General features: G+C 71.5%; 22 protein-coding genes and 1 pseudogene. 13 read left to right on the forward strand and 10 right to left on the reverse strand.

Annotated features, from left to right (window positions below; translation table 11 throughout):
- Positions 1-50 precede the first annotated feature (50 nt).
- Positions 51-2,402: a malto-oligosyltrehalose synthase gene (treY, locus tag IE198_RS03940; protein WP_189882569.1), complete on the forward strand. Its 2,352-nt coding sequence runs from the start codon at positions 51-53 to the stop codon at positions 2,400-2,402.
- Between the two features lie 142 nt (positions 2,403-2,544).
- Here treY and IE198_RS03945 read toward each other — a convergent pair whose 3' ends face one another.
- The gene (locus tag IE198_RS03945; RefSeq protein WP_189882571.1) at positions 2,545-3,093 is read right to left on the reverse strand and encodes a DUF1707 and FHA domain-containing protein; all 549 of its coding nucleotides are present in this window, start codon (positions 3,091-3,093) and stop codon (positions 2,545-2,547) included.
- 156 nt (positions 3,094-3,249) lie between these two features.
- On the opposite strand from IE198_RS03945, the pseudogene IE198_RS03950 reads away from it, so the two are divergent.
- Positions 3,250-3,606 (forward strand): annotated as a pseudogene (locus IE198_RS03950) (GNAT family N-acetyltransferase); the annotation flags it as partial.
- A gap of 51 nt (positions 3,607-3,657) precedes the next feature.
- Here IE198_RS03950 and IE198_RS03955 read toward each other — a convergent pair.
- On the reverse strand, positions 3,658-5,025 hold the full coding sequence (locus IE198_RS03955; protein WP_189882574.1) for a GH1 family beta-glucosidase: 1,368 nt from the start codon (positions 5,023-5,025) through the stop codon (positions 3,658-3,660).
- A gap of 109 nt (positions 5,026-5,134) precedes the next feature.
- Between IE198_RS03955 and treZ the strand changes: the two genes are divergently transcribed.
- On the forward strand, positions 5,135-6,880 hold the full coding sequence (gene treZ / locus IE198_RS03960) for a malto-oligosyltrehalose trehalohydrolase (RefSeq protein ID WP_189882836.1): 1,746 nt from the start codon (positions 5,135-5,137) through the stop codon (positions 6,878-6,880).
- A gap of 17 nt (positions 6,881-6,897) precedes the next feature.
- Here the strand turns inward: treZ and IE198_RS03965 are convergent, their stop codons facing one another.
- From IE198_RS03965 to IE198_RS03975, 3 genes are all read right to left on the reverse strand, one after another.
- On the reverse strand, positions 6,898-7,374 hold the full coding sequence (locus IE198_RS03965) for a hypothetical protein (protein ID WP_189882576.1): 477 nt from the start codon (positions 7,372-7,374) through the stop codon (positions 6,898-6,900).
- A 93-nt stretch (positions 7,375-7,467) separates the two neighbouring features.
- Complete coding sequence (locus tag IE198_RS03970; protein ID WP_189882578.1) at positions 7,468-8,442, reverse strand: DUF1444 domain-containing protein; 975 nt, start codon at positions 8,440-8,442, stop codon at positions 7,468-7,470.
- A 91-nt stretch (positions 8,443-8,533) separates the two neighbouring features.
- On the reverse strand, positions 8,534-9,163 hold the full coding sequence (locus IE198_RS03975; RefSeq protein ID WP_373299754.1) for a nucleoside/nucleotide kinase family protein: 630 nt from the start codon (positions 9,161-9,163) through the stop codon (positions 8,534-8,536).
- Between the two features lie 35 nt (positions 9,164-9,198).
- Between IE198_RS03975 and IE198_RS03980 the strand changes: the two genes are divergently transcribed.
- On the forward strand, positions 9,199-9,588 hold the full coding sequence (locus tag IE198_RS03980) for a VOC family protein (protein WP_189882582.1): 390 nt from the start codon (positions 9,199-9,201) through the stop codon (positions 9,586-9,588).
- A 132-nt stretch (positions 9,589-9,720) separates the two neighbouring features.
- Here the strand turns inward: IE198_RS03980 and IE198_RS03985 are convergent, their stop codons facing one another.
- Genes IE198_RS03985 through IE198_RS04000 form a run of 4 tightly spaced genes read right to left on the reverse strand, consistent with a single transcriptional unit; the run spans position 9,721 to position 13,101 of the window.
- Positions 9,721-10,143 (reverse strand): ASCH domain-containing protein, encoded by a 423-nt coding sequence (locus IE198_RS03985; RefSeq protein ID WP_189882584.1) that lies wholly within the window; start codon positions 10,141-10,143, stop codon positions 9,721-9,723.
- Between the two features lie 32 nt (positions 10,144-10,175).
- Complete coding sequence (locus IE198_RS03990; RefSeq protein WP_189882586.1) at positions 10,176-11,390, reverse strand: lactonase family protein; 1,215 nt, start codon at positions 11,388-11,390, stop codon at positions 10,176-10,178.
- Positions 11,391-11,426: 36 nt separating this feature from the next.
- Positions 11,427-12,485, reverse strand: a complete 1,059-nt coding sequence (locus tag IE198_RS03995) for an SRPBCC family protein (protein ID WP_189882588.1) — start codon at positions 12,483-12,485, stop codon at positions 11,427-11,429.
- A 4-nt stretch (positions 12,486-12,489) separates the two neighbouring features.
- Positions 12,490-13,101, reverse strand: a complete 612-nt coding sequence (locus tag IE198_RS04000; protein ID WP_189882590.1) for a hypothetical protein — start codon at positions 13,099-13,101, stop codon at positions 12,490-12,492.
- A gap of 205 nt (positions 13,102-13,306) precedes the next feature.
- On the opposite strand from IE198_RS04000, the gene IE198_RS04005 reads away from it, so the two are divergent.
- The 9 genes from IE198_RS04005 to IE198_RS04045 all read left to right on the forward strand — a co-directional run bounded on the left by IE198_RS04005 (position 13,307) and on the right by IE198_RS04045 (position 18,359).
- Complete coding sequence (locus tag IE198_RS04005) at positions 13,307-13,600, forward strand: gas vesicle protein GvpO (RefSeq protein ID WP_189882592.1); 294 nt, start codon at positions 13,307-13,309, stop codon at positions 13,598-13,600.
- Positions 13,601-13,629: 29 nt separating this feature from the next.
- Complete coding sequence (locus tag IE198_RS04010; protein ID WP_189882594.1) at positions 13,630-14,109, forward strand: gas vesicle structural protein GvpA; 480 nt, start codon at positions 13,630-13,632, stop codon at positions 14,107-14,109.
- 21 nt (positions 14,110-14,130) lie between these two features.
- A complete protein-coding gene (locus IE198_RS04015) occupies positions 14,131-14,844 on the forward strand; it encodes a GvpL/GvpF family gas vesicle protein (RefSeq protein WP_189882596.1) in 714 nt (237 codons plus the stop codon).
- Between the two features lie 13 nt (positions 14,845-14,857).
- Positions 14,858-15,109, forward strand: a complete 252-nt coding sequence (locus tag IE198_RS04020; protein ID WP_189882598.1) for a gas vesicle protein GvpG — start codon at positions 14,858-14,860, stop codon at positions 15,107-15,109.
- A 57-nt stretch (positions 15,110-15,166) separates the two neighbouring features.
- Complete coding sequence (locus tag IE198_RS04025) at positions 15,167-15,604, forward strand: gas vesicle protein (RefSeq protein WP_229833714.1); 438 nt, start codon at positions 15,167-15,169, stop codon at positions 15,602-15,604.
- Positions 15,594-16,424, forward strand: a complete 831-nt coding sequence (locus IE198_RS04030) for a GvpL/GvpF family gas vesicle protein (protein WP_189882600.1) — start codon at positions 15,594-15,596, stop codon at positions 16,422-16,424. The genes IE198_RS04025 and IE198_RS04030 overlap by 11 nt, the downstream gene beginning before the upstream one ends.
- Positions 16,421-16,660, forward strand: a complete 240-nt coding sequence (locus IE198_RS04035; RefSeq protein WP_189882602.1) for a gas vesicle protein — start codon at positions 16,421-16,423, stop codon at positions 16,658-16,660. Before IE198_RS04030 ends, IE198_RS04035 begins: the two co-directional genes overlap by 4 nt.
- Positions 16,650-17,054 (forward strand): gas vesicle protein K, encoded by a 405-nt coding sequence (locus IE198_RS04040; protein WP_189882604.1) that lies wholly within the window; start codon positions 16,650-16,652, stop codon positions 17,052-17,054. The genes IE198_RS04035 and IE198_RS04040 overlap by 11 nt, the downstream gene beginning before the upstream one ends.
- 147 nt (positions 17,055-17,201) lie before the next feature.
- Positions 17,202-18,359, forward strand: coding sequence for a GDSL-type esterase/lipase family protein (locus IE198_RS04045; protein WP_189882606.1), 1,158 nt, complete (start codon positions 17,202-17,204; stop codon positions 18,357-18,359).
- A gap of 6 nt (positions 18,360-18,365) precedes the next feature.
- Here IE198_RS04045 and IE198_RS04050 read toward each other — a convergent pair whose 3' ends face one another.
- Positions 18,366-18,731 carry a hypothetical protein gene (locus IE198_RS04050; protein WP_229833715.1) on the reverse strand — a complete coding sequence of 122 codons (366 nt, stop codon included), beginning with the start codon at positions 18,729-18,731 and terminating at the stop codon, positions 18,366-18,368.
- Between the last annotated feature and the right edge of the window lie 159 nt (positions 18,732-18,890).

An 18,890-nucleotide genomic window follows, 5' to 3' on the forward strand; every position in this document is an offset into this window, starting at 1 on the left:
TCCCCGGGGCCGGGGCGCAGGAACCCCTCCGGCCGGGTACGTATGTTCGCATGACGCCCACCTCCACGTACCGGCTTCAGCTCCAGCCCGGCTTCCCCTTCGCGGCCGCCGCGGCCGCCGTGCCGCACATAGCCGCGCTCGGCGTCTCCCATCTGCATCTGTCACCGGTGCTGGAGGCGGTGCCCGGTTCGACGCACGGCTACGACGTCGTCGACCACAGCCGCGTCCGCGAGGAGCTGGGCGGCGAGACGGCGCTGCGGGAGCTGTCCCGCACGGCACGGGAACACGGCATGGGGCTCGTCCTGGACATCGTCCCCAACCACATGGCCGCGGTTCCTCGCCACAACCACGCGCTGTGGGAGGTGCTGCGCGAGGGGCCGGCATCGCCGTACGCGCGCTGGTTCGACATCGACCTGGAGGCCGGCGACGGGAAGATCCTGCTGCCGGTCCTCGCCGGGCGCATCGGTGACGAGACGGACAAGATGCACGTCGAGGGGGACGTACTGCACTACGGCGAACAGCGCTTCCCGTTGCGCGGATCGACGGCTGACCTGCCGATGACCGAACTGCTGGACGCCCAGTGGTACCGCCTCTGCTGGTGGCGGCTGGCCCGCACCGAACTGAACTACCGGCGGTTCTTCACCGTCTCGGAGCTGATAGGCGTGCGCGTGGAGGACCCGGAGGTCTTCGACGCCACCCACGCCAAGATCCTCGAGCTGGTACGGGACGGGGTCGTCGAAGGCCTGCGGGTGGACCACCCCGACGGCGTGGCGGACCCGGAGGGGTATCTGCGCCGGCTCGACGAGGCGACCGGCGGGGACTGCTGGATCGTCGTGGAGAAGATCCTCACCGGGGACGAGCCGCTGCCGCACAGCTGGCCCGTCGCCGGCACCACGGGGTACGACGCGCTGCGCCGGATCGACGGCCTGTTCACCGACCCTGCCGGAGCGGCGGAACTGGCCGCCGACCACCGTCGGTTCACCGAGGCGGCCGAGGACTTGGGCGGCCGCTGGGAGGCGACGCGGCGACGCGCGGCGTACGAGGTGGTGACCCATGAGCTGGCCGCGGAGAGCACCGCGCTCGTGCGCCTCGCCGAGCGGGCGTGCAGCGCCGACCCGCGGCTGCGCGACCACGCGCCGTGGGCGCTGCGCGACGCGATACGGGAACTGCTGGTCCACGTCCCCGTCTACCGCCCCTACCGGGCGGGCGACGAGGCGGCGCTGCCCGAAGAGGCGGCTCGCCTGGCGAAGGAGACCTTCACCGTGCCGGACGAGTCGTCCGCCGTCGACCTCGTCCGTGACCTGGCGCTCGGCCGCCTCGGCACCGGCCCGGACCACGAGGCGTTCCGCGCCCGCTTCGCGCAGACGGCGTCCGCGCTGCGGGCGAAGTCCGTGGAGGACAAGGCGTTCTACCGGTACGGGCCGCTGATCTCGGCGAACGAGGTCGGCGGCGAGCCCGGCGAACCGGCCGTCGCCCCGGAGGCGTTCCACGCGTACTGCGCCAAGGTGGCGCGCGACTGGCCCGCCACGGGGACCGTGCTCACGACGCACGACACCAAGCGCAGTGCGGACGTGCGGGCCCGGATCGCGGTGCTCTCCGAATGTCCCGAGCGCTGGGCGGACTTCCTCGCGCAGATCACCGAGGATGCGCAGAACGTGCCCGGCGGCACCGCGCCCGACCCGCAGGTCGCGTGGGCCGCCTGGCAGACGGCGGTCGGCTTCGGCCCGCCCGACGCGGGCCGCCTGGAGACCGCGCTGCTCAAGGCCGTACGGGAGGCCGGCTTGCGCACCAGTTGGACGGAGCCGGACGCGGCGTACGAGAAGGCGGTGTCGGCGTTCGTCGACGCCGGGCCGGCGGGGCCGCCGCAGCACTCGGTGGCGCGGTTCGCCCACGAGTTGGCGCCCTACGCGCGCGCCAATGTGCTCGGAGCGACGCTGCTGCATCTGACGATGCCGGGGGTGCCGGACGTGTACCAGGGTTCGGAGCGGGAGTTCCTTGCGCTGGTCGACCCGGACAACCGGCGTCCGGTCTCCTTCGCCGCGCCCTGCGAGGGCCTCGGTGCCGAGAAGGAGGCGCTCACCACGGCCGCGTTGCGGTTGCGGCGGGGGGCGCCGGAGGTTTTCGGTGCGGCCGGGACGTACGCCCCGCTGGTGGCCGCGGGGCCGGCCGCCGGCCACTGCGTGGCCTTCTGCCGCTCCGGCGAGGTGGTCACCGCCGTGACGCGGCTGTCGCTGCGACTGGAGCGTGAGGGTGGCTGGCGGGACACGGAGCTGCCGCTGCCGACGGGGCGGTGGACGGACGTGCTGTTGCCGGAACGGGAGTTCACCGGAGGCCGCGTCCGCGTCCGTGACCTGTTCGTCCGCCGTCCGGTGGCGCTGCTGAGGCGGATGGGGCCGAGGTAGGGGCAGGGGCGGCTGCTGCACGGGCAGTGGCCCATCCCCGCGCCTTCCCGGAACCGGACCCCGTACCGCCCTGGAACGGTGCTCGAGCCGCCGCCCGGACCGTACCGGCCCTGGGGCAAAGCCCCCGCCCGGCCCGCCTGCCTCAGCGGGCGGTGAGGCGGAAGCTCATGCTGCCGAAACCGACCATGTCCCCGTCGCCCACCACGATCGCACCGACGACCCTGCGGCCGTTGACGGTGGTGCCGTTCGTCGAGCCGAGGTCGCGCAGCACCCACAGCCGGCCCTGGTGGCTCAGCTCGGCGTGCATACGGGAGACCGTGTCGTGGCTGAGCCGCAGGCCGTTCGCCGGGTCGCGGCCGATGCGCAGGGGGTGCGGGCCGGGCTCGGGCAGGAGCAGCGGCGGCAGCTTCTCCGCCTGCCAGGCCCGGCGCAGCCGGACCGAGAACGCGGAGATCCGGCCGACCGCTCCGTACAGCCGGCGCGACCAGCGCCTCTCCTCCACCAGGTCTGCGGTGAGCGCCGTCAGCTCCTCCGGGCGGCGTGCGGTGAGGACCAGTTCCATCCGGTGCACAAAGGTCTCGTGCGACAGCTTGCCCTGGGCCGCGCCCTCTCTGAGCACGTCGAGGACACGCTCGCGCTCGGCATCGGAGAGCCGTGCGGGATACGTGTTGAACTCGTAGGAGGACGTCACGTTTCAGATTGTCGGGCCGAAGGGGCCGAGGTGTCCAGAAGGAGCGGCTCCGGTGCCTGCCCTGACCAGCGCGGAAGCACGGATTCCGCCAGCATGGGCACAGTCGGCCGTCTGTTGTGGCCGTCGTCCGGTCGAATTGGCGATGGACGATCCGGCGTCGCGGAGGGCGGCCTCGACAGGGCGGCCCAGGAAGAGCTGGACTTCTTCAACTGGTGCCCCTCGCCCCGCGAATGGTGGCAGCTCGCCCACACCCCGGACGGTGAACCGGTCGGCATCCACATCCCGGCGCACAACCCGTCGGGCCCGTGCGTCGGCTTCATCGGAGTCGTCCCGGATCAGCGCGGACGCGGTTACGCGTACGACCTGCTGGCGGAGTGCACACACCATCTCGCCGAACCGGGCGCCGAGTTCATCGCGGGCGCCACCGACCAGCAGAACTTCCCCATGGCCGCGAATTTCGCCAGGGCCGGCCATCCGGTCGTCCAGGAGCGGGTCCACTTCCTGCCGGCGTAGCAGCACTGACGGAGGCGCCCGAGGGCGTCCGGACCGCCGTGCACCCCCGGGTCAGCCTCCGGTCTCGCGCTTCTGCGCGGCGATCACGTCCCGGTACCAGGCGTAGGAGGCCTTGGGAGTGCGGCGGAGCGTGTCGTAGTCGATGTGCACCAGGCCGAAGCGCTGCGAGGCGCCCTCGGCCCATTCGATGTTGTCGGTGAGCGACCAGGTGAAGTAGCCGCGGACGTCGGCGCCTTCGACCATCGCCCGGTGCAGGGCCCGCAGATGGGAGTCGAGGAAGGCGATGCGGCGCCGGTCGTCGAGGCCGTCGTACGAGCAGCCGTTCTCGGTGATGACGACGGGCGGCAGCCGGTCGCCGTACCGGTCCCTGAGCAAGCCGAGCAGTTCGCGCAGTCCGTCGGGGACGACGGGCCAGCCGAAGTCGGTACGCTCGGCCGTGTCGATCTCACGGAGCCCGAAGGGAAGTTCCTCGGGCATGCCGACACCGGCGAAGCCGTCGAGGGCGTCCGCGGCGGGGGCACCGACGAGCATCGGGTGGTAGTAGTTCACGCCGTAGAAGTCGAGCGGCTGTGCGATGACCTTCAGGTCGTCCGCGACCGGGCCCGGCATCAGGGCGGTGAAGTTCTCGTCCGGGTAGGCGCCGGTGAGGAGCGGGTCGGCGAACAGCCGGTTGGTGATCGTGTCGTACAGCTCCGCGGCGAACCGGTCCTCGTCGCTCTCCCCGGCCGTCCACACCGGCGAGTGGGAGACGGCGAGCCCCACCTGTTCGGCGCCGGCCGCGCGGAGCGCCTGGACGGCGAGACCGTGGGCGAGCAGCTGATGGTGGGCGGCCGGCAGCGCGTCGAAGAGCAGCTGCCGGCCGGGGGCGTGCTCTCCGAGTGCGTAACCGAGCAGGGTGACCTCGGCCGGCTCGTTGACGGTCATCCACATCGGGACGCGGTCGGCGAGCCGCTGCGCGACGACGGAGACGTACTCGGCGAAGCGCAGGGCCGTCTCGCGGCGAAGCCAGCCGCCGGCCTCGTCCAGCGGGAGCGGGGTGTCCCAGTGATAAAGGGTGGCCGCGGGAGTGATGCCGTGGGTGCACAGTTCGTCGACAAGCCGGTCGTAGAAGTCGAGACCGCGGGAGTTGACCGGGCCGCTGCCTGCGGGCACGACCCGCGGCCAGCTGACGGAGAAGCGGAACGCGTCCGCGCCGAGTCCGGCGAGCAGCGCGACGTCCTCGCGGTAGCGCTCGTGGAAGCCGGTGCCGCGCGCGGCGTCGGACCCGTCCTTGATTCGGCCCCGGGCGGCGAAGACGTCCCAGCCGGACGGCCCTTTGCCCTCAGTGTCGGCCGCTCCCTCGGTCTGGAAGGCGGAGGTGGACGCTCCCCACAGGAAGCCGGGAGGGAAGAGGGGCAGCGGAGTCGGCGGCGTCGACATGCTCCGTGACCTTAATGGCCCAAGCTCGGCGCCTGAAGACCGCGTTGTTGCCAGGATGTGTGGACAGAACATGGATGGATAGGGCATCGACGACGAGGGGACGCCAGTGCTGCTGTTCGAAGTGTGGGCGCCGAACGCCGAGGACCAGGTCACCCTGTGGCTCGAGGGTGCCGAGCATCCGATGGAGCGCGCGCAGGGCCGGGAGGGCTGGTGGGTCACCGAAGCGGAGGCCGGGGACGGCGCCAGGTACGGCTTCGCCCTGGACGGCGGCCCGGTGCGGCCCGACCCGCGCTCGCGCCGGCAGCCGGACGGCCCCGAGGGCACCAGCGCCGTCGTCGAACAGGGCTCCTACGCCTGGCGGAAGGACTGGCCGGGACGCGGTCTGGAGGGCGCGGTCCTGTACGAGCTGCACATCGGTACGTACACACCGCAGGGCACGCTCGACGCGGCCGCGGCACGGCTGGGCGAACTGGCGGAACTCGGTATCACCCATGTGGAGCTGATGCCGCTCTGCTCCTTCCCCGGCGTGCACGGCTGGGGTTACGACGGGGTCTCCCCCTGGTCGGTGCACGAGCCCTACGGGGGGCCGCAGGCACTTGAGCGCTTTGTCGACACCGCGCACGGGCACGGCCTGGGCGTGGTGCTCGATGTGGTCCACAACCATCTGGGCCCGTCCGGAAACCATCTGCCCGCCTACGGGCCGTACTTCACCGACGCGCACCACACGCCCTGGGGCTCCGCGGTCAATCTCGACGCACCCGGCTCCGACGAGGTGCGCGCCTATCTGATCGGAAGCGCGCTGGCCTGGCTGCGCGACTACCGGCTCGACGGCCTGCGGCTGGACGCGGTGCACGCGCTGGTGGACGACCGGGCACTGACATTCCTCGAAGAGCTGTCGGCCGCTGTCGACGCCCTCGCCGGCGACCTGGGTCGCCCGCTGTTCCTGATCGCCGAGTCCGACCGGTGCGACCCGCGGACGACAACGCCCCGGGGCGAGGGCGGTCTCGGTCTGCACGCCCAGTGGAACGACGACTTCCACCACTCTCTGCACACCGCCCTGACCGGCGAGTCGCAGGGCTATTACGCGGACTTCGCCCGTGCCCCGATGGCGGCGCTCGCCAAGACGCTGACCCACGGCTTCTTCCACGACGGCACGTACTCGGCGTTCCGCGGCCGGACCCACGGTCGTCCCCTCGACGTGACGCGCACTCCCGCGCACCGCTTCCTCGGCTACGCGCAAACCCACGACCAGATCGGCAACCGGGCTCTCGGCGACCGGCTCTCCGCCACGCTTTCACCCGGCCTGCTGGCGTGCGCGGCGGTGCTGGTGCTCACAGGTCCGTACACGCCGATGCTCTTCATGGGCGAGGAGTGGGGCGCCGCCACGCCCTGGCAGTACTTCACCGACCACACCGACCCGGAGCTCGCGGAGGCGGTACGGGCGGGCCGGCGCAGGGAGTTCGCCGCGCACGGCTGGTCCGAGGACCAGGTGCCCGACCCGCAGGACCCGGCGACCCGCGAGCGTTCGTGCCTGGACAGGTCGGAGCGGGAGCGTGAGCCGCACGCCGGGCTCCTGGCGTGGCATCGCGAACTGATCGCGCTGCGCCGTGCGCTGCCCGACCTGTCGGACCCGGACCTGGCCGCCGTGAAGGTCGCCTTCGACGAGCAGGCGCGCTGGCTGGCGTACCGGCGCGGCGACCTGCGGGTGGCGGTCAACCTCGCCAAGGAGCCGGCCGAGATCGCGCTCGGCGGCGGCGGGCGGATCGCGGCGGCCTGGGGCGAGGTGGCGCCGCCGGACCGTGACGGGCTGCTGCGGCTGCCGCCGCAGAGCTGTGTGGTGCTCGCCGATTCCTGACCCCGGCCGGGGGCGGGTCAGTTCCGTCCGGAGCCGTAGGTGTCGCGGCACAAGGCGGTGATGTTCGGGTCCGTCAGGCCCTCGGACGCTTCGCACACGCCACGCATGTCGTGGCTCGTACGGAACTGCGGTGGGCGCGGCTGCTGGGGCCGGGGGCGCGGGCGCTGGTGCTCGGGTTCCGGGGCGGCCCGGCGGGCGGGCGCGGGGCGCTGCCGCGGGACCGGCCTGCTCCGCACCTTCCCCCCGGCCCCGCCCTCGGCCCTCTCCCCGGTCTCCTGCTTCGCCTTCCGCTGCTCCATCGGGCCGGTGGACGCCAAAGTCCCGCGCGTCGGGGGCTGGAGGGCGCGGCTCGGCTCGACGGGCGACGGCAGCCGGTCTCCCGCCGGTACCAGACTCGGCGCCGGTGCCGGCCGCGGTGCCGAGGGGACGGAGACGCAGCCGGTCATGCCGAGCAGGAGCAGAGCGGCGAGAGCCGCGGTCCGGGGAGTGTGCATGCGTTCACCCTGCCGCAGAGAGCGCGTCCGACCTGCACCGGCGCTCTCTCAACCACCGACACGGGTGACCGGGGTCAACCACGCGTTCCCCGGTCAACCGGGGTCGTCACCGGGATGCCGGTCGTCCTCGGCGACCAGCCGTTCCAGCAGTTCCTGGAACTCCTCGCCGATCATGATCTGCAGGCCGTCGCCGTCCACGTCACGCTCACTCAGCTGGGTGAGGGTGCCGCCGTGCCACCAGTAGACGTACGGGCTGATGGCCCCGGGCGTGTCCTCGTAGCCGGTGGCCGCGAAGGCCGCCATCGCGTTGAGGGCGGGGATCATCCCGGTGTCATGGATGGCGTGGAACGCGATCTGGTGCCGGAAGGGCATCGCCACCAGGGCCCCGTCGGCGGTCAGCTCCTCACCGGTGACCTGCCGTACCAGCGTCTCCAGCGCCAGAACCCGGCTGGCCGTGTAGAACGAGTCGCCGAGCACCACCTCGAAGCGCATGCCCTCCGAGTCCTCGACGGTCTCGTGCGCCTCGACCGGCAGGCCCCGGAGGTTGTAGAGCGCCTGGTCACGCAGGTACGGGAGGTCACCGAGCGGTTCGAGGGCCTCGTCGGTGAGCATCATGACGCTCTCCGGGAGGTCGAGCGCCAGGATCTCGTACAGGCCGGGGGCGACGGCTCGGGCGTAGGCGAAGTTCCGCGGATCGAGGCCTTCGGCGCCGACGACGCGGGGGTAGAGCTGGGCGCGGATCTGTTCGGGGGGCAGGGTCTCCAGGGCGGACGGCGCCTCCATGGTGCGCAGCACCATGCCGACGTGCTGGTGGACCAGTTCGGACCACGCACGGGGCCCTCGTTCGTCGTTGTGGCACACGGCGGCGAGGTTGCCGAGCCCGAACTGCCGGCCCGCGCTGTCGGCGACCATGTCGGCGTAGACGGTCACTTCGAGGCCCTGTTCGGCGAAGGCCTCGCGGACCAGGGCGCGGAACCGTGTGCCTTCGTCGGCGGAGAAGAAGGAGAACTCGGGGTCCCGGGGCGCATCGCGTCCGTCACGCTTCGGCCCTCGCCGGAACAACCCCACGTCAACCGCCCTCCGCTCGAACGTGTCAGTGATTCGAGCGTACCGATCCGAGGCGAACGGCGTGGGCGCGGCTTTCGATCGGACCGGTCGGTCAGGTCCCGGTGACCACGAGGTCGGCCCGGTCCCGGCTGCGTCCGACCAGCCGCGCGTTGGCCTCGTCGGAACCGTGGACCCAGCTTTCGGCGAAGGTCCTTTCCTTGCCGAAACTCACATGCCGCTCGACGAGCCGACGTACCCGCACGTCCTTGTCGATCTCGAGGAACCAGGCCTCGTCGAGGAGCGGCCGGACCCGGGCCCAGTGCCCCTCGTCGTGCAGCAGGTAGTTGCCTTCGGTGACGACCAGCGGCACGCCGGGCGCAATGGGAACGCTCCCTGCGACCGGCTCCTCCAGCGCCCGGTCGAAGGCGGGCGCATAGACGGTCACGGCCGGATCGGGGTCACGCAGCCGTGCCAGCAGGGCGGCGTATCCGGCGGCGTCGAAGGTGTCGGGGGCGCCCTTTCGGCCGGCTCTCCCGAGGCGCTCCAGTTCCTGCTGGGCCAGGTGGAAGCCGTCCATGGCCACGAGGACGGCGAGGCCGTCCAGCGCTTCGACGAGGCACTGCGCGAGCGTGGACTTCCCCGCACCGGGGGCGCCGGCGATCCCGAGAACGCGGCGGCCGCCGGGCTCGGCGAGACGGCGGGCGCGCGCGAGGAGGTGGTCAGGGACGGGCATGCCCAGCATTGTCGCACTCGGGTACTACGTATAACGTGCCGCGCATGCCTTTCATCGCCCTGGTCACCCTCCTCGTCCGCGACTACGACGAGGCCATCGCCTTCTACACCGACGCCCTCGGTTTCGAACTGGTCGAGGACAGCGACCGTGGCGACGGCAGCCGCTGGGTCGTGGTCCGCCCGTCCGGCTCCGCTCCGGGCACGGGACTGCTCCTCGCCCGCGCCAAGGACGACGACCAGCGCGCCGGCGTGGGTGACCAGACCGGCGGCCGGGTCGGATTCTTCCTCCACACCGACGACTTCGCCCGCGACCACGCCCGCATGACCTCGGCGGGCGTGCGCTTCCTCGAGGAGCCGAGGCACGAGGCGTACGGCTCCGTCGCGGTCTTCGAGGACCTCTACGGCAACCGGTGGGACCTGCTGGAGCCGAAGTAGCGCCCGGGTCGAGTCAGCACGCGGGCGGTCCGGGCCCGGACGGTCGATGCGCGGGAGCCGTGCAGTTGCCAGGAAGAGCGGCACCGCCACGAAGAGGCGGCAAGGTGCAGGCGCGCCCCGGCTGTTCGGCGGTCACAGGGCACTGTGCGCACAGGGAGCCGGGACCACAAGACCGAAACGGACGCAGACGACGTCCGTGTCGTCGACCACCGTGTGGCCCACGCTCCGCCAGTGGTCGACGTGCACCTCGCGCCAGTGCGCGAGACTCGTGCAGCCCTCGCCCTCGGCCTGCGCGAAGTGCCGTGTCACCGAGCGGAACGGGACGATCTCGACCGACTCGACGGCCACTTGGGCGACGGACTGTCCCTCGCTTCCGATGAGCACCAGGCGTTCGCCGACCGACTCCGGATCCTCGCCCTCCGCACGGTAGTCGGACTCCAGGAGCCCCGTGGTGGCCCGCTTCTCCCCGGACAGCACCAGGGCGTTGAGCCGGTCGCGCAACTCACCGGGGGTCCCCAGGTCGAGCGTCCGCAGTCCGCCGACCCGTGGCCACATGATCGCAAGCCCAACGGCAGCCCTGCACGGCCCTACAGCGGCAGCGCGCACACCGCGACGGGTGACGTGAACGCCTCCCCCGCCCGGCGGAGTTCGCCCGTGCGGCGGTCGACGTGGAAGGCCGTGACCGTGCTGGAGCGCTGGTTCGCGGCGAAGAGCAGGCCGCCGGAGGGTGAGAGCGCGATGTGGCGGGGGAAGTCGCCGCCGACCGGAACCGTGTCCAGCAGCCGCAGCCGGGAGCCACCGGCCTCGACGGCGTAACGCGTCAGGCTGTTGTGGCCGCGGTTGGCGAGGTACGCGAATCTGCCGTCGGCCGTCACGACGGGCTGAGCGGGGTAGTTGGTGCCGGAGCCGGTCCCGGTCGGCTGCGGTGGGGTGGGGCGCAGCCGACCGGTCGCGCGGTCGTAGGCGCAGACCTGGACGGTGTCGTCGAGCTCGTTGGCGAGGTACGCGTAACGGCCCGACGGGTGGAAGGCGAGGTGGCGCGGTCCGGCACCGGCCCGCACGGTCGCGCGTGACACTTCCTCGAGCGTCCCCGCCTCGGTGTCGAGGCGGTAGGTGTAGACGGTGTCGGTACCGAGGTCGACGGCGAGCACATGGCGGCCGTCCGGACTCGTGACGATCTGGTGCGCGTGTGGACCCTCCTGCCCCGGCCCGGGCGGCGGGCTGTCGTGGGTGACCTTGTCCGTACGCCTGCCGAGCGCTCCGGACGCCGCGACGGGGTGCACGGCCAGGGTGCCGGAGCCGTAGTCCGCGCTGAGCAGCCAGCGCCCGGACGGGTGCACGGACAGGTGGCAGGGCGCGGCCCCACCGGTGGGACGGCTGCCCAGGACCTCGGGTGTGCCGTTCTCGACGAGGCGTACGGCGGTCACCGAGCCGGTCTCGCGCTCGTTGACCGCGTACAGGGTGCGCCCGGAGGGATGGACGGCGAGGTAGGAGGGGTCGGCTACGCCTTCGACGACACCCGCGCCGGTGATGCGGCCGGTCCTCTCGTCGTACGTCGCCAGCCCGATTCCGGAGCCGCCGCCGTCGATGGAGGTGTACGTCCCCAGGAACAGAGGGCGTGACCGCTGCCGGGGAGCGGACGAAGCGGGAGCGGGGGCCGTCCGCGAGCGTGACCGGGAGCTGGAGTCCTCGGCCGTCCCGCAGCCCGGCAGCGCGGCTGCCACGGCCACGGCCGACAGCCCTGTGATGAAACGACGCCGGCCCGGGTGTGCCGGGCGATGCGTTCCCTTGTCCGTGCTCATGCCCAAGCAGCGTAGGGCAGCCCGGCACGGCGGGTGTCACCTGCGAGGTTCGTCCTCTTCGTCGTCCTCCTGCTCGTCCTCCTCGTCGTAGTCCTCGTCCTCGGCTTCCTCTGCTTCCTCGTCGTCCTGCTCGTCCTCGTCGGCTTCCTCGTCCTCGGCTCCCTCCGCTTCCTCGTCGTCCTGCTCGTCCTCGTCGGCTTCCTCGTCCTCGGCTCCCTCCGCTTCCTCGTCGGCCTGCTCGTCCTCCCCCTCGCCCTCGTGCTCGTCCTCGCCCTCGTGCTCCTCGTCCTCCTGCGCCGCTTCCTCCTCCTCGAGCGCGTCCTCGTGGCTGACCACGACCTCGCCGTCGCGGATCTCGCCACGCCAGCCCTCCGGCTCCTCTTCCGTGAGGGTCACGTGACGCTGGAAGTTCTTGAAGTCCAGCCGCAGACGGCGCCCTTGGGCGCGCCACAAGTTGCCCGTCTTCTCGAAGAAACCGGACGGGTAGTACTCCACGACGAGCACGATGCGGGTGAGGGACGGGGTCAGCTCGTGGAAGCTCACGCACCCCCGGGTGCTTCCTTTGGCACCCTCTGACGTCCAGACGATCCGGTCGTCGGGTATCTGCTCCTGTACCGTCGCCGACCAGCCGCGGGTCGAGGGTCCCACCTTGACCTTCCAGTCGGAGGAGACGTCGTCCTTCCGCGCGACGCTGCGTACACCCTTGGTGAAACCGCTGAAGGCCTCGTACTGCGTCCAGTGGTCGTACGCGTTGCGGATCGGCACGCCGACGTCGAGCGCTTCGATGATGTTCATGACCTTGGTGTCGCCGGACTTGCGTCCGCCTCCGCCACCCACCATGCTTTTCACCTTGCCCACGAGGTTGTCCTTGACGCTTCCGGCCTTCCGTTTGACGAGGGCCTTCACCAGGCCGCCGCCGGGGTTCCCACCGCCCTCTGCGACGTCGAGCAGCTTGTCCGTGAGACCGGCCACCTTGTCGCCGGCGGAGTCCGCCAGGCGTTCCGCCCGGACGCCGAGGTAGTCGACGACTGCCTCGCGGAGCTGATCCACGCCGGAACTCCCCGTGTCCACGGGCCGTGTGTCCGTACTGGTCATGGCGCTACCTCCGCGGTGAGCCGGAGCTGGAGGAGGGGCTCTTGCCGGCGGATGCCTTCCCACCGGCCGCCTTCTTGGCAGGGGCCTTCTGGCCGGGAGCCCTCTTCGCCGCCGTCTTCTTGGCGGCCGTCTTCTTCGGCGGGGCCTGATCACCGGCTCGTTTCCCCGGCGAGGGGCCACTCTTCTTGGCAGCGCCGCGGCGGCCCGGGGGTTCGCCCCTCTCGTCCCCCTGCTCCTGGTCCTGGTCCCGCTCCGTCTCGTCCTCGCCCCGGTCCTGCTCGTCCGCCTCGTCGCCCTCGTCGGGCTCCTCCAGCAGCCGCGTGCGCTGGTGCAGCGAGTCGGCGAGCCCGGCCAGACGGCGGTCGGCCGAGGCGGCCAAGGCCTGCCGGCCGGCCTCCATCAGCTCGCCCCGCACCTGGTCGCCCAGCCCGGCGAACTGCGGAGCGTCCTTCAGTTTCCGCACGCCCCCGGTGATCAGCTGCTGGGGATCGAGTCCGAGCCGGCGGCCGGTGAGATAGGTGGCCACCGCGAAGGCGAGGCGCCCCTTCTTCGCACGTCCGAGGACATAGCCGCCGGCGACGGCGGCCCCGAGCGCGAGTTTGGTCGTGTCCTTCATGAGCTGCTCCCTGTGACTGGGCCCGGCATGCCCGTTCAGCGCCCAACGCCTTTGCTTCGTCGACCCGTTGGGGTTCGCCGGTGCCTGGACGCCAAACGTTCGTCGATTCAGCGCAAATATCCCGATATGCTTAAATTGTACGTTTTCGGGAACGACCCCACACAGCCAGGACGAGCGGCGTCCGTCAGACAGACGAGAAGGGCCGATGACTTCCTCAGAACACGCCGGGCGGCGGACCAAGGGCAAGGCGGCACACATCATGCGCTCCGCTGCCGACCAGCTGTCGGAGTTGCTCGGCCGCCCCCCTGAGTCGATCTCGGCCCTGAAGCCGACCGAGGACGGCTGGGAGGCCGATGTGGAGGTGGTCGAGCTGGAGCGGATCCCCGACACCACGAGTGTGCTGGCCAGCTACAAGGTCACGCTGGACGACGAGGGCGACCTGGTCGAGTACCGGCGGACCCGGCGCTACACGCGTGGCCAGATCGACCGGCCGTCCTGAGCGGAACGCCCGCGACGAAGGGAGGCACCATGACCGTGGTGCCGCAAGGCGGAGGCAACGTCTCCAGAGGAGGCGCCGGCTCCGGAAATCTCTACGACGTCCTCGAGCTCATTCTCGACCGCGGACTCGTCATCGACGTCTTCGTCCGCGTCTCCCTGGTCGGCATCGAGATCCTCAAGATCGACGCACGTGTCGTCGTGGCCAGCGTGGACACGTACCTGCGCTTCGCCGAGGCCTGCAACCGCCTGGATCTCGAGTCCGGCAGGAAGGCGCCCACCCAGCTGACCGACATCGTCGGCGACACGGTCGAGAGCGGTGCCCGTGGCAAGTCGAAGGGCGCCCTGGGCGGAGCGATGGAGGCGGTGGCCGAGTCCCTGACCGGCGGCGGCAAGAGCAAGCGCGACGAAGCCGGCGAGGAGGCAGAGGAGGCCGAGGAGAAGGAGCCGGTGGAGCGGCGAAGGCCCGCCCGGCGGGCCACCCGGCGGGAAAGGGAACGCGGGCAGGAATGACCCCCGCGGTGAGGAGCGACCATGGCCGTGTACGTCTACTCGATCACCAGCGACCGGCATCCGCTGCGCCTCGACGACCTCGAGGGGGTCGGCGAACCGGCCGCACCCTTGCGGAAAGTGGTCGCCGGACCCCTGTGCGCCGTCGTCAGTGACGCGCCGGAGGGGCTGCGTCCCAAACGCCGCGATGTGGCCGCGCACCAGGCGGTGCAGGAGCGCCTCATGGCGGACGGAACCGTCCTCCCCCTGCGCTTCGGTCTCACGGCTCCGGACGACGGAGCCGTGCAGGAGGCGCTGGAGAAGCGGGCCGCTGAGTACACGGAGCGGCTGGAGGCGCTCAGGGGCTGTGTCGAGTACAACCTGAAGGCCTTGCAGCAGGAGGAGGCGCTGCTCCGCGAGATCCTTCAGGAGTCGGAGACCGCCCGGCAGCTCAACGAGGAGATCCGGGGCGGCAACACCTCTCCCGATCTGCCGCTACGGCTCGGCGAGTTGGTGGCCGACGAGGTGCAGGCACGGCAGGAGTCCCTGGCCTCCGGGGTCATCGAGGCGCTTCGGCCCTTCGCCCGGGACCTGAGCATCTCTCAGCCGACGGGCGACGACTTCGTCAACGTGTCCTTCCTGGTGGCCGAGGACCAGGAGGAGCTCTTCCTGACCACCGAGCTGAGCGTGTCCAACCAGCTGGGCGACAGCTTCGACTTCCGGCTCAACGGGCCGCTGCCGCCGTACAGCTTCGTCTGAAGGGACGGTCGTCATGGGCCTGTTCACCCAGATCGTCACCCTCCCGCTGGCGCCGGTGCGCGGTGTCGTGTGGGTGGTGGACCGTGTGCGGGAGGCGGCCGAGGACGAGTACTACGATCCCGCGCCGGTCCACCGCGCCCTTGCGGAGCTCGAGGAGCAGCTCACCACGGGCGAGATCGACGAGGAGACCTTCGACCGGAGGGAGGACGAACTGCTGGACCGCCTGGAAGAGATCATGGCGTACCGGTCGGAAGGCCGGCCGTGACACCGCCGCGGTGTGCGCAGCGCAATCCGCACCAGCGCGAAACGCGAGGTCCCGATCGTGACCGAACCCCTGGCCGGCCGGACCGGCTCCTACCCCTCCCGAGCGGCGCCGCAGTACGCGCAGGGCTCGTCGGCGAACCTCGCCGACATCCTGGAGCGTGTGCTGGACAAGGGCATCGTGATCGCCGGCGACATACGGATCAATCTGCTCGACATCGAGCTGTTGACGATCAAACTCCGACTGCTGGTCGCCTCGGTCGACAAGGCGAAGGAGATGGGTATCGACTGGTGGGAGCACGACCCTTCGCTGTCATCCCGTGCCGCTCCCGACTCGCTGGCAGCCGAGAACCGCCGCCTGCGCGCCGAGATCGAGGCAATGCGGCGCAGTGAGGCGCTGACCGGCGGCGGTGAGGAGGCCGGTGAGGCGCTGACCGGCCGCGGCGAGGTGCCGCAGGCCGAGGAGGAGTCCGGAGGAACACGATCCGATGAGCGCTGAGGACATCGCGTACGCCACCTACGTCTACGCCGTCGCGCGCGACGGCGACGCGCTGCGCGAGTCGGCGGCGGAGTCGGCCGGCGTGGCGGGCGCGCCGGTGAGGATCATCCCCGGTACGGGCGACGGGGCGCCGGTCTTCGTGGCGAGTTCGGTGAGCGCGCACGACTTCGACGAGGCGGCCCTGCGGCGGCATCTGGAGGACCTCGAGTGGTTGGAGGCGGTCGCGCGGGCCCATCACGCGGTGATCGAGCGACTCGGCGCCGCCACGACCGTTCTGCCGCTGCGGCTCGCGACCGTGTACCTGGACGACGATCGCGCCCGTGAGGCGCTCGACGCCGGCCGGGCAGCCTTCGAGCAGCTGCTGGCGAAGCTGGAGGGGCATGTCGAGTGGGGCATCAAGATCTACGTGGAGGCCCCCGACGAAGCCGCGCCGCCGCCACCGCCCGGCCCTGCCTCCTCCCCCGGCGTCGGCCCCGGACGCGCGTACCTCAGCAACCGCCGTGCCCAGCGGAGCGTCCGCGACAGCGCGCACCGGGCGGCCGGGACGGCGGCGGAGCGCATCGAGGCGGCCGGGCGGGCGTTCGCCACCGACCGGGCGCGTCACCGTGTCCAGCAGGGTGAACTGGCGGGCTCGCGGGACGAGAACGTCGTCAATGACGCGTATCTGCTGCGTGCGGACCGTTCCGACGCGTTCCGTGCCGAGGTGGCGCGTGCCGCGGACGACCTGCCCGGTGTGCGGGTCGACGTCACGGGCCCCTGGGTGCCGTACTCCTTCGCCACCGCCCCAGAGCCCGCCGCGGCCGAAGGCGGTCCCTCATGACGGAGCCTGCCGCCCCGGCTGAGAGGGACCCGCTCCCCCAGCGGCAGGTCGCCCTCATCGATCTGCTGGACCGCCTCCTCAGCGGCGGGGTCGTCATCACCGGGGACGTACTGCTGTCGATCGCCGACATCGACCTGGTCCGCGTCAGCCTGCGGGCCCTCGTGGTCTCCGTGGACGCACAGACCCGGCCGCTCTGGGCACGGACCCTGCCGGAAGGCGACCCGAATGCCCGATGACGGCCCGCGAGCTCCCCGGCGGCTGGAGGAAGTGGCCGACGCCGCCGCTCGCGCGTTCCGGCTCCTCCCGGCACCCCCGCAGGAACTGACGGCCGCGGGGAACCGGCCGCCCGCACCGGCCCGCAGGATCCGCGCCGATCCGGACACCGTCGAACGGGATCTGATGAAACTGGTCCTCACCCTCGTCGAACTGCTGCGCCAGCTCATGGAACGGCAGGCGCTCCACCGCGTCGATCAGGGCGATCTCACGGAGGACGAGGAGGAACGGCTGGGGGCGACGCTGCTGCTGCTGCACGACCGCATGGCCGGTCTGTGCGCCCAGTACGGGTTGAGCATGAAGGACCTCAACCTCGACCTCGGCCCTCTGGGGACACTGCTGCCACCCGAAGAGTGACTGCGGTCCGACGGGACGGCCGACCGCCGAAACGACGACTGCCCGGACGGGCCGACCGCCGAAACGACGACTGCCCGGGCGGCCGGCCGGGTACGTCTGGCGACGACACGGACAGCGAAAGGCCGACCTGTGACCAGCCTCCGCCACGTGAGCGCATTCCCCGGCGCACGCAGCCTCGTCGAGGGCGCCCCTGGCCTGCGGGGGACCGAGCGCGGCCTGCGGCCCGCGCGGCTGCCGGAATGGACCCGGCAGCAGGTGCTCGACCCGTTCTTCGAGCTGGAGACAGAACTGTCCGCCGGTGCACGGCTCGCGCTGCGCACAGAGGCCGTCCACCTGGAACTCACTCTGCACGCCGTCCGTGTGCCCGGCCCCGGCGGAGAGCCGGCGCCCGCGGCGCTCGACCTGGTCGTCGACGGCCACCTCCTGCACAGAGTGGCTCTCAACGGCGGAGATCTGATCCTGCCCGCCACGGCGGAGAGCGACGCGGCACTCGTCACCGGCGGGCCGGAGACCATCCGCTTCCCGGACCTGCCCCCGGGCGAGAAGGAGATCCGGATCTGGTTGCCGCACACAGCCGTCTGCGATCTGGTCTCCCTCCGCAGCGACCGGCCGGTCGGGCCGTCCCGGCAGTCCGCGTCCTCGCCGCGCTGGGTCCACCACGGTTCGTCCATCAGCCACTGCGTCGAGGCCGCGGGCCCCACGGGCATGTGGCCCGCCGTCGCGGCGACGGCCCGCGGCCTCCACCTCACCAACCTCGGCTTCTCCGGCAACGCGATGCTCGACCCCTGCGTGGCCCGCACGATCCGTGACCTGCCCGCCGATCTGATCAGCCTCGAGATCGGCGTCAACATCGTCGGTGCGGCGGCGATGCGGCTGCGAACGTTCTGGCCGGCCGTCCACGGCTTCCTCGACACGATCAGGGAGAAGCATCCCGAGGTCCCGATGGTGATCGTCTCCCCCGTCCCGTGCCCGGTCCTGGAGGACCGTCCGGGCCCTCTCGCCGTCGATCCCGCCACCGGCCGGCTCCATGCCGTGGGCGACCCGCGGGACGTCCCGCTCGGTGCGCTCACCCTCTCCGCCGCGAGGGACCACCTCGCCCGTCTCGTCCAGGAACGGCAGCGCTCCGACCCCGCGCTCGTCCACCTCGACGGACGAACGCTCCTGAAGCCGGACGAGACATCGGATTTGCACGACGGGCTGCACCCGAACGCGACCGCCTATCTGCGCATGGGGGCGCGTTTCGCCGAGTTCGTCGCATCGCACTGTGAAGAGTTGCGAATTCTTCACAGAGCGAATACTCGGTGAATTCCGTCAGAGACGGCGCACACGCGCCGCCACACCATGGCCGATCAGCAGATAGATCACGGCAGGCAGGCCGTAATTGAGGAGAACCCGAAGCCCGTCCGTGTCCATTGTGAAAATATCCTGTGACCACCAGGCCAGCCCGTCCGCGACGCCTTCCACGAACCCGACGAAGACGTTGCCCTGGTTGGCCTCGAGCAGGTACAGCAGGATCCACAGGCCCAGGAACACGGCCGCGATGTCGGCAACGGTGTGGATGACGAGCGCCGCCCGCCGCACGGCGGAGCCGTCCCCGCCGCGCCCGTGGGCCTGTTGGCCGGCGACCGGACCGCCGTCGTACCGCTGGTTTTCCGGCATCGGTTCGTAATTGCTCACTGGATTCCCAATCTGAATAGGGGTCGCCGTCCGCGCCTCTCTTCGGAACTGCGCCGCACACGCTGCACGCGTTACAGAGCGGCGACCGCGACAGCGCCCCCTATTTCCCAGGAACACGTTGAATGGACGGGGGATCCTGAGCGACCCGCGCGACATCGG

The organism is Streptomyces xantholiticus (genome assembly GCF_014651015.1).
GTDB classification, from domain to species: domain Bacteria; phylum Actinomycetota; class Actinomycetes; order Streptomycetales; family Streptomycetaceae; genus Streptomyces; species Streptomyces xantholiticus.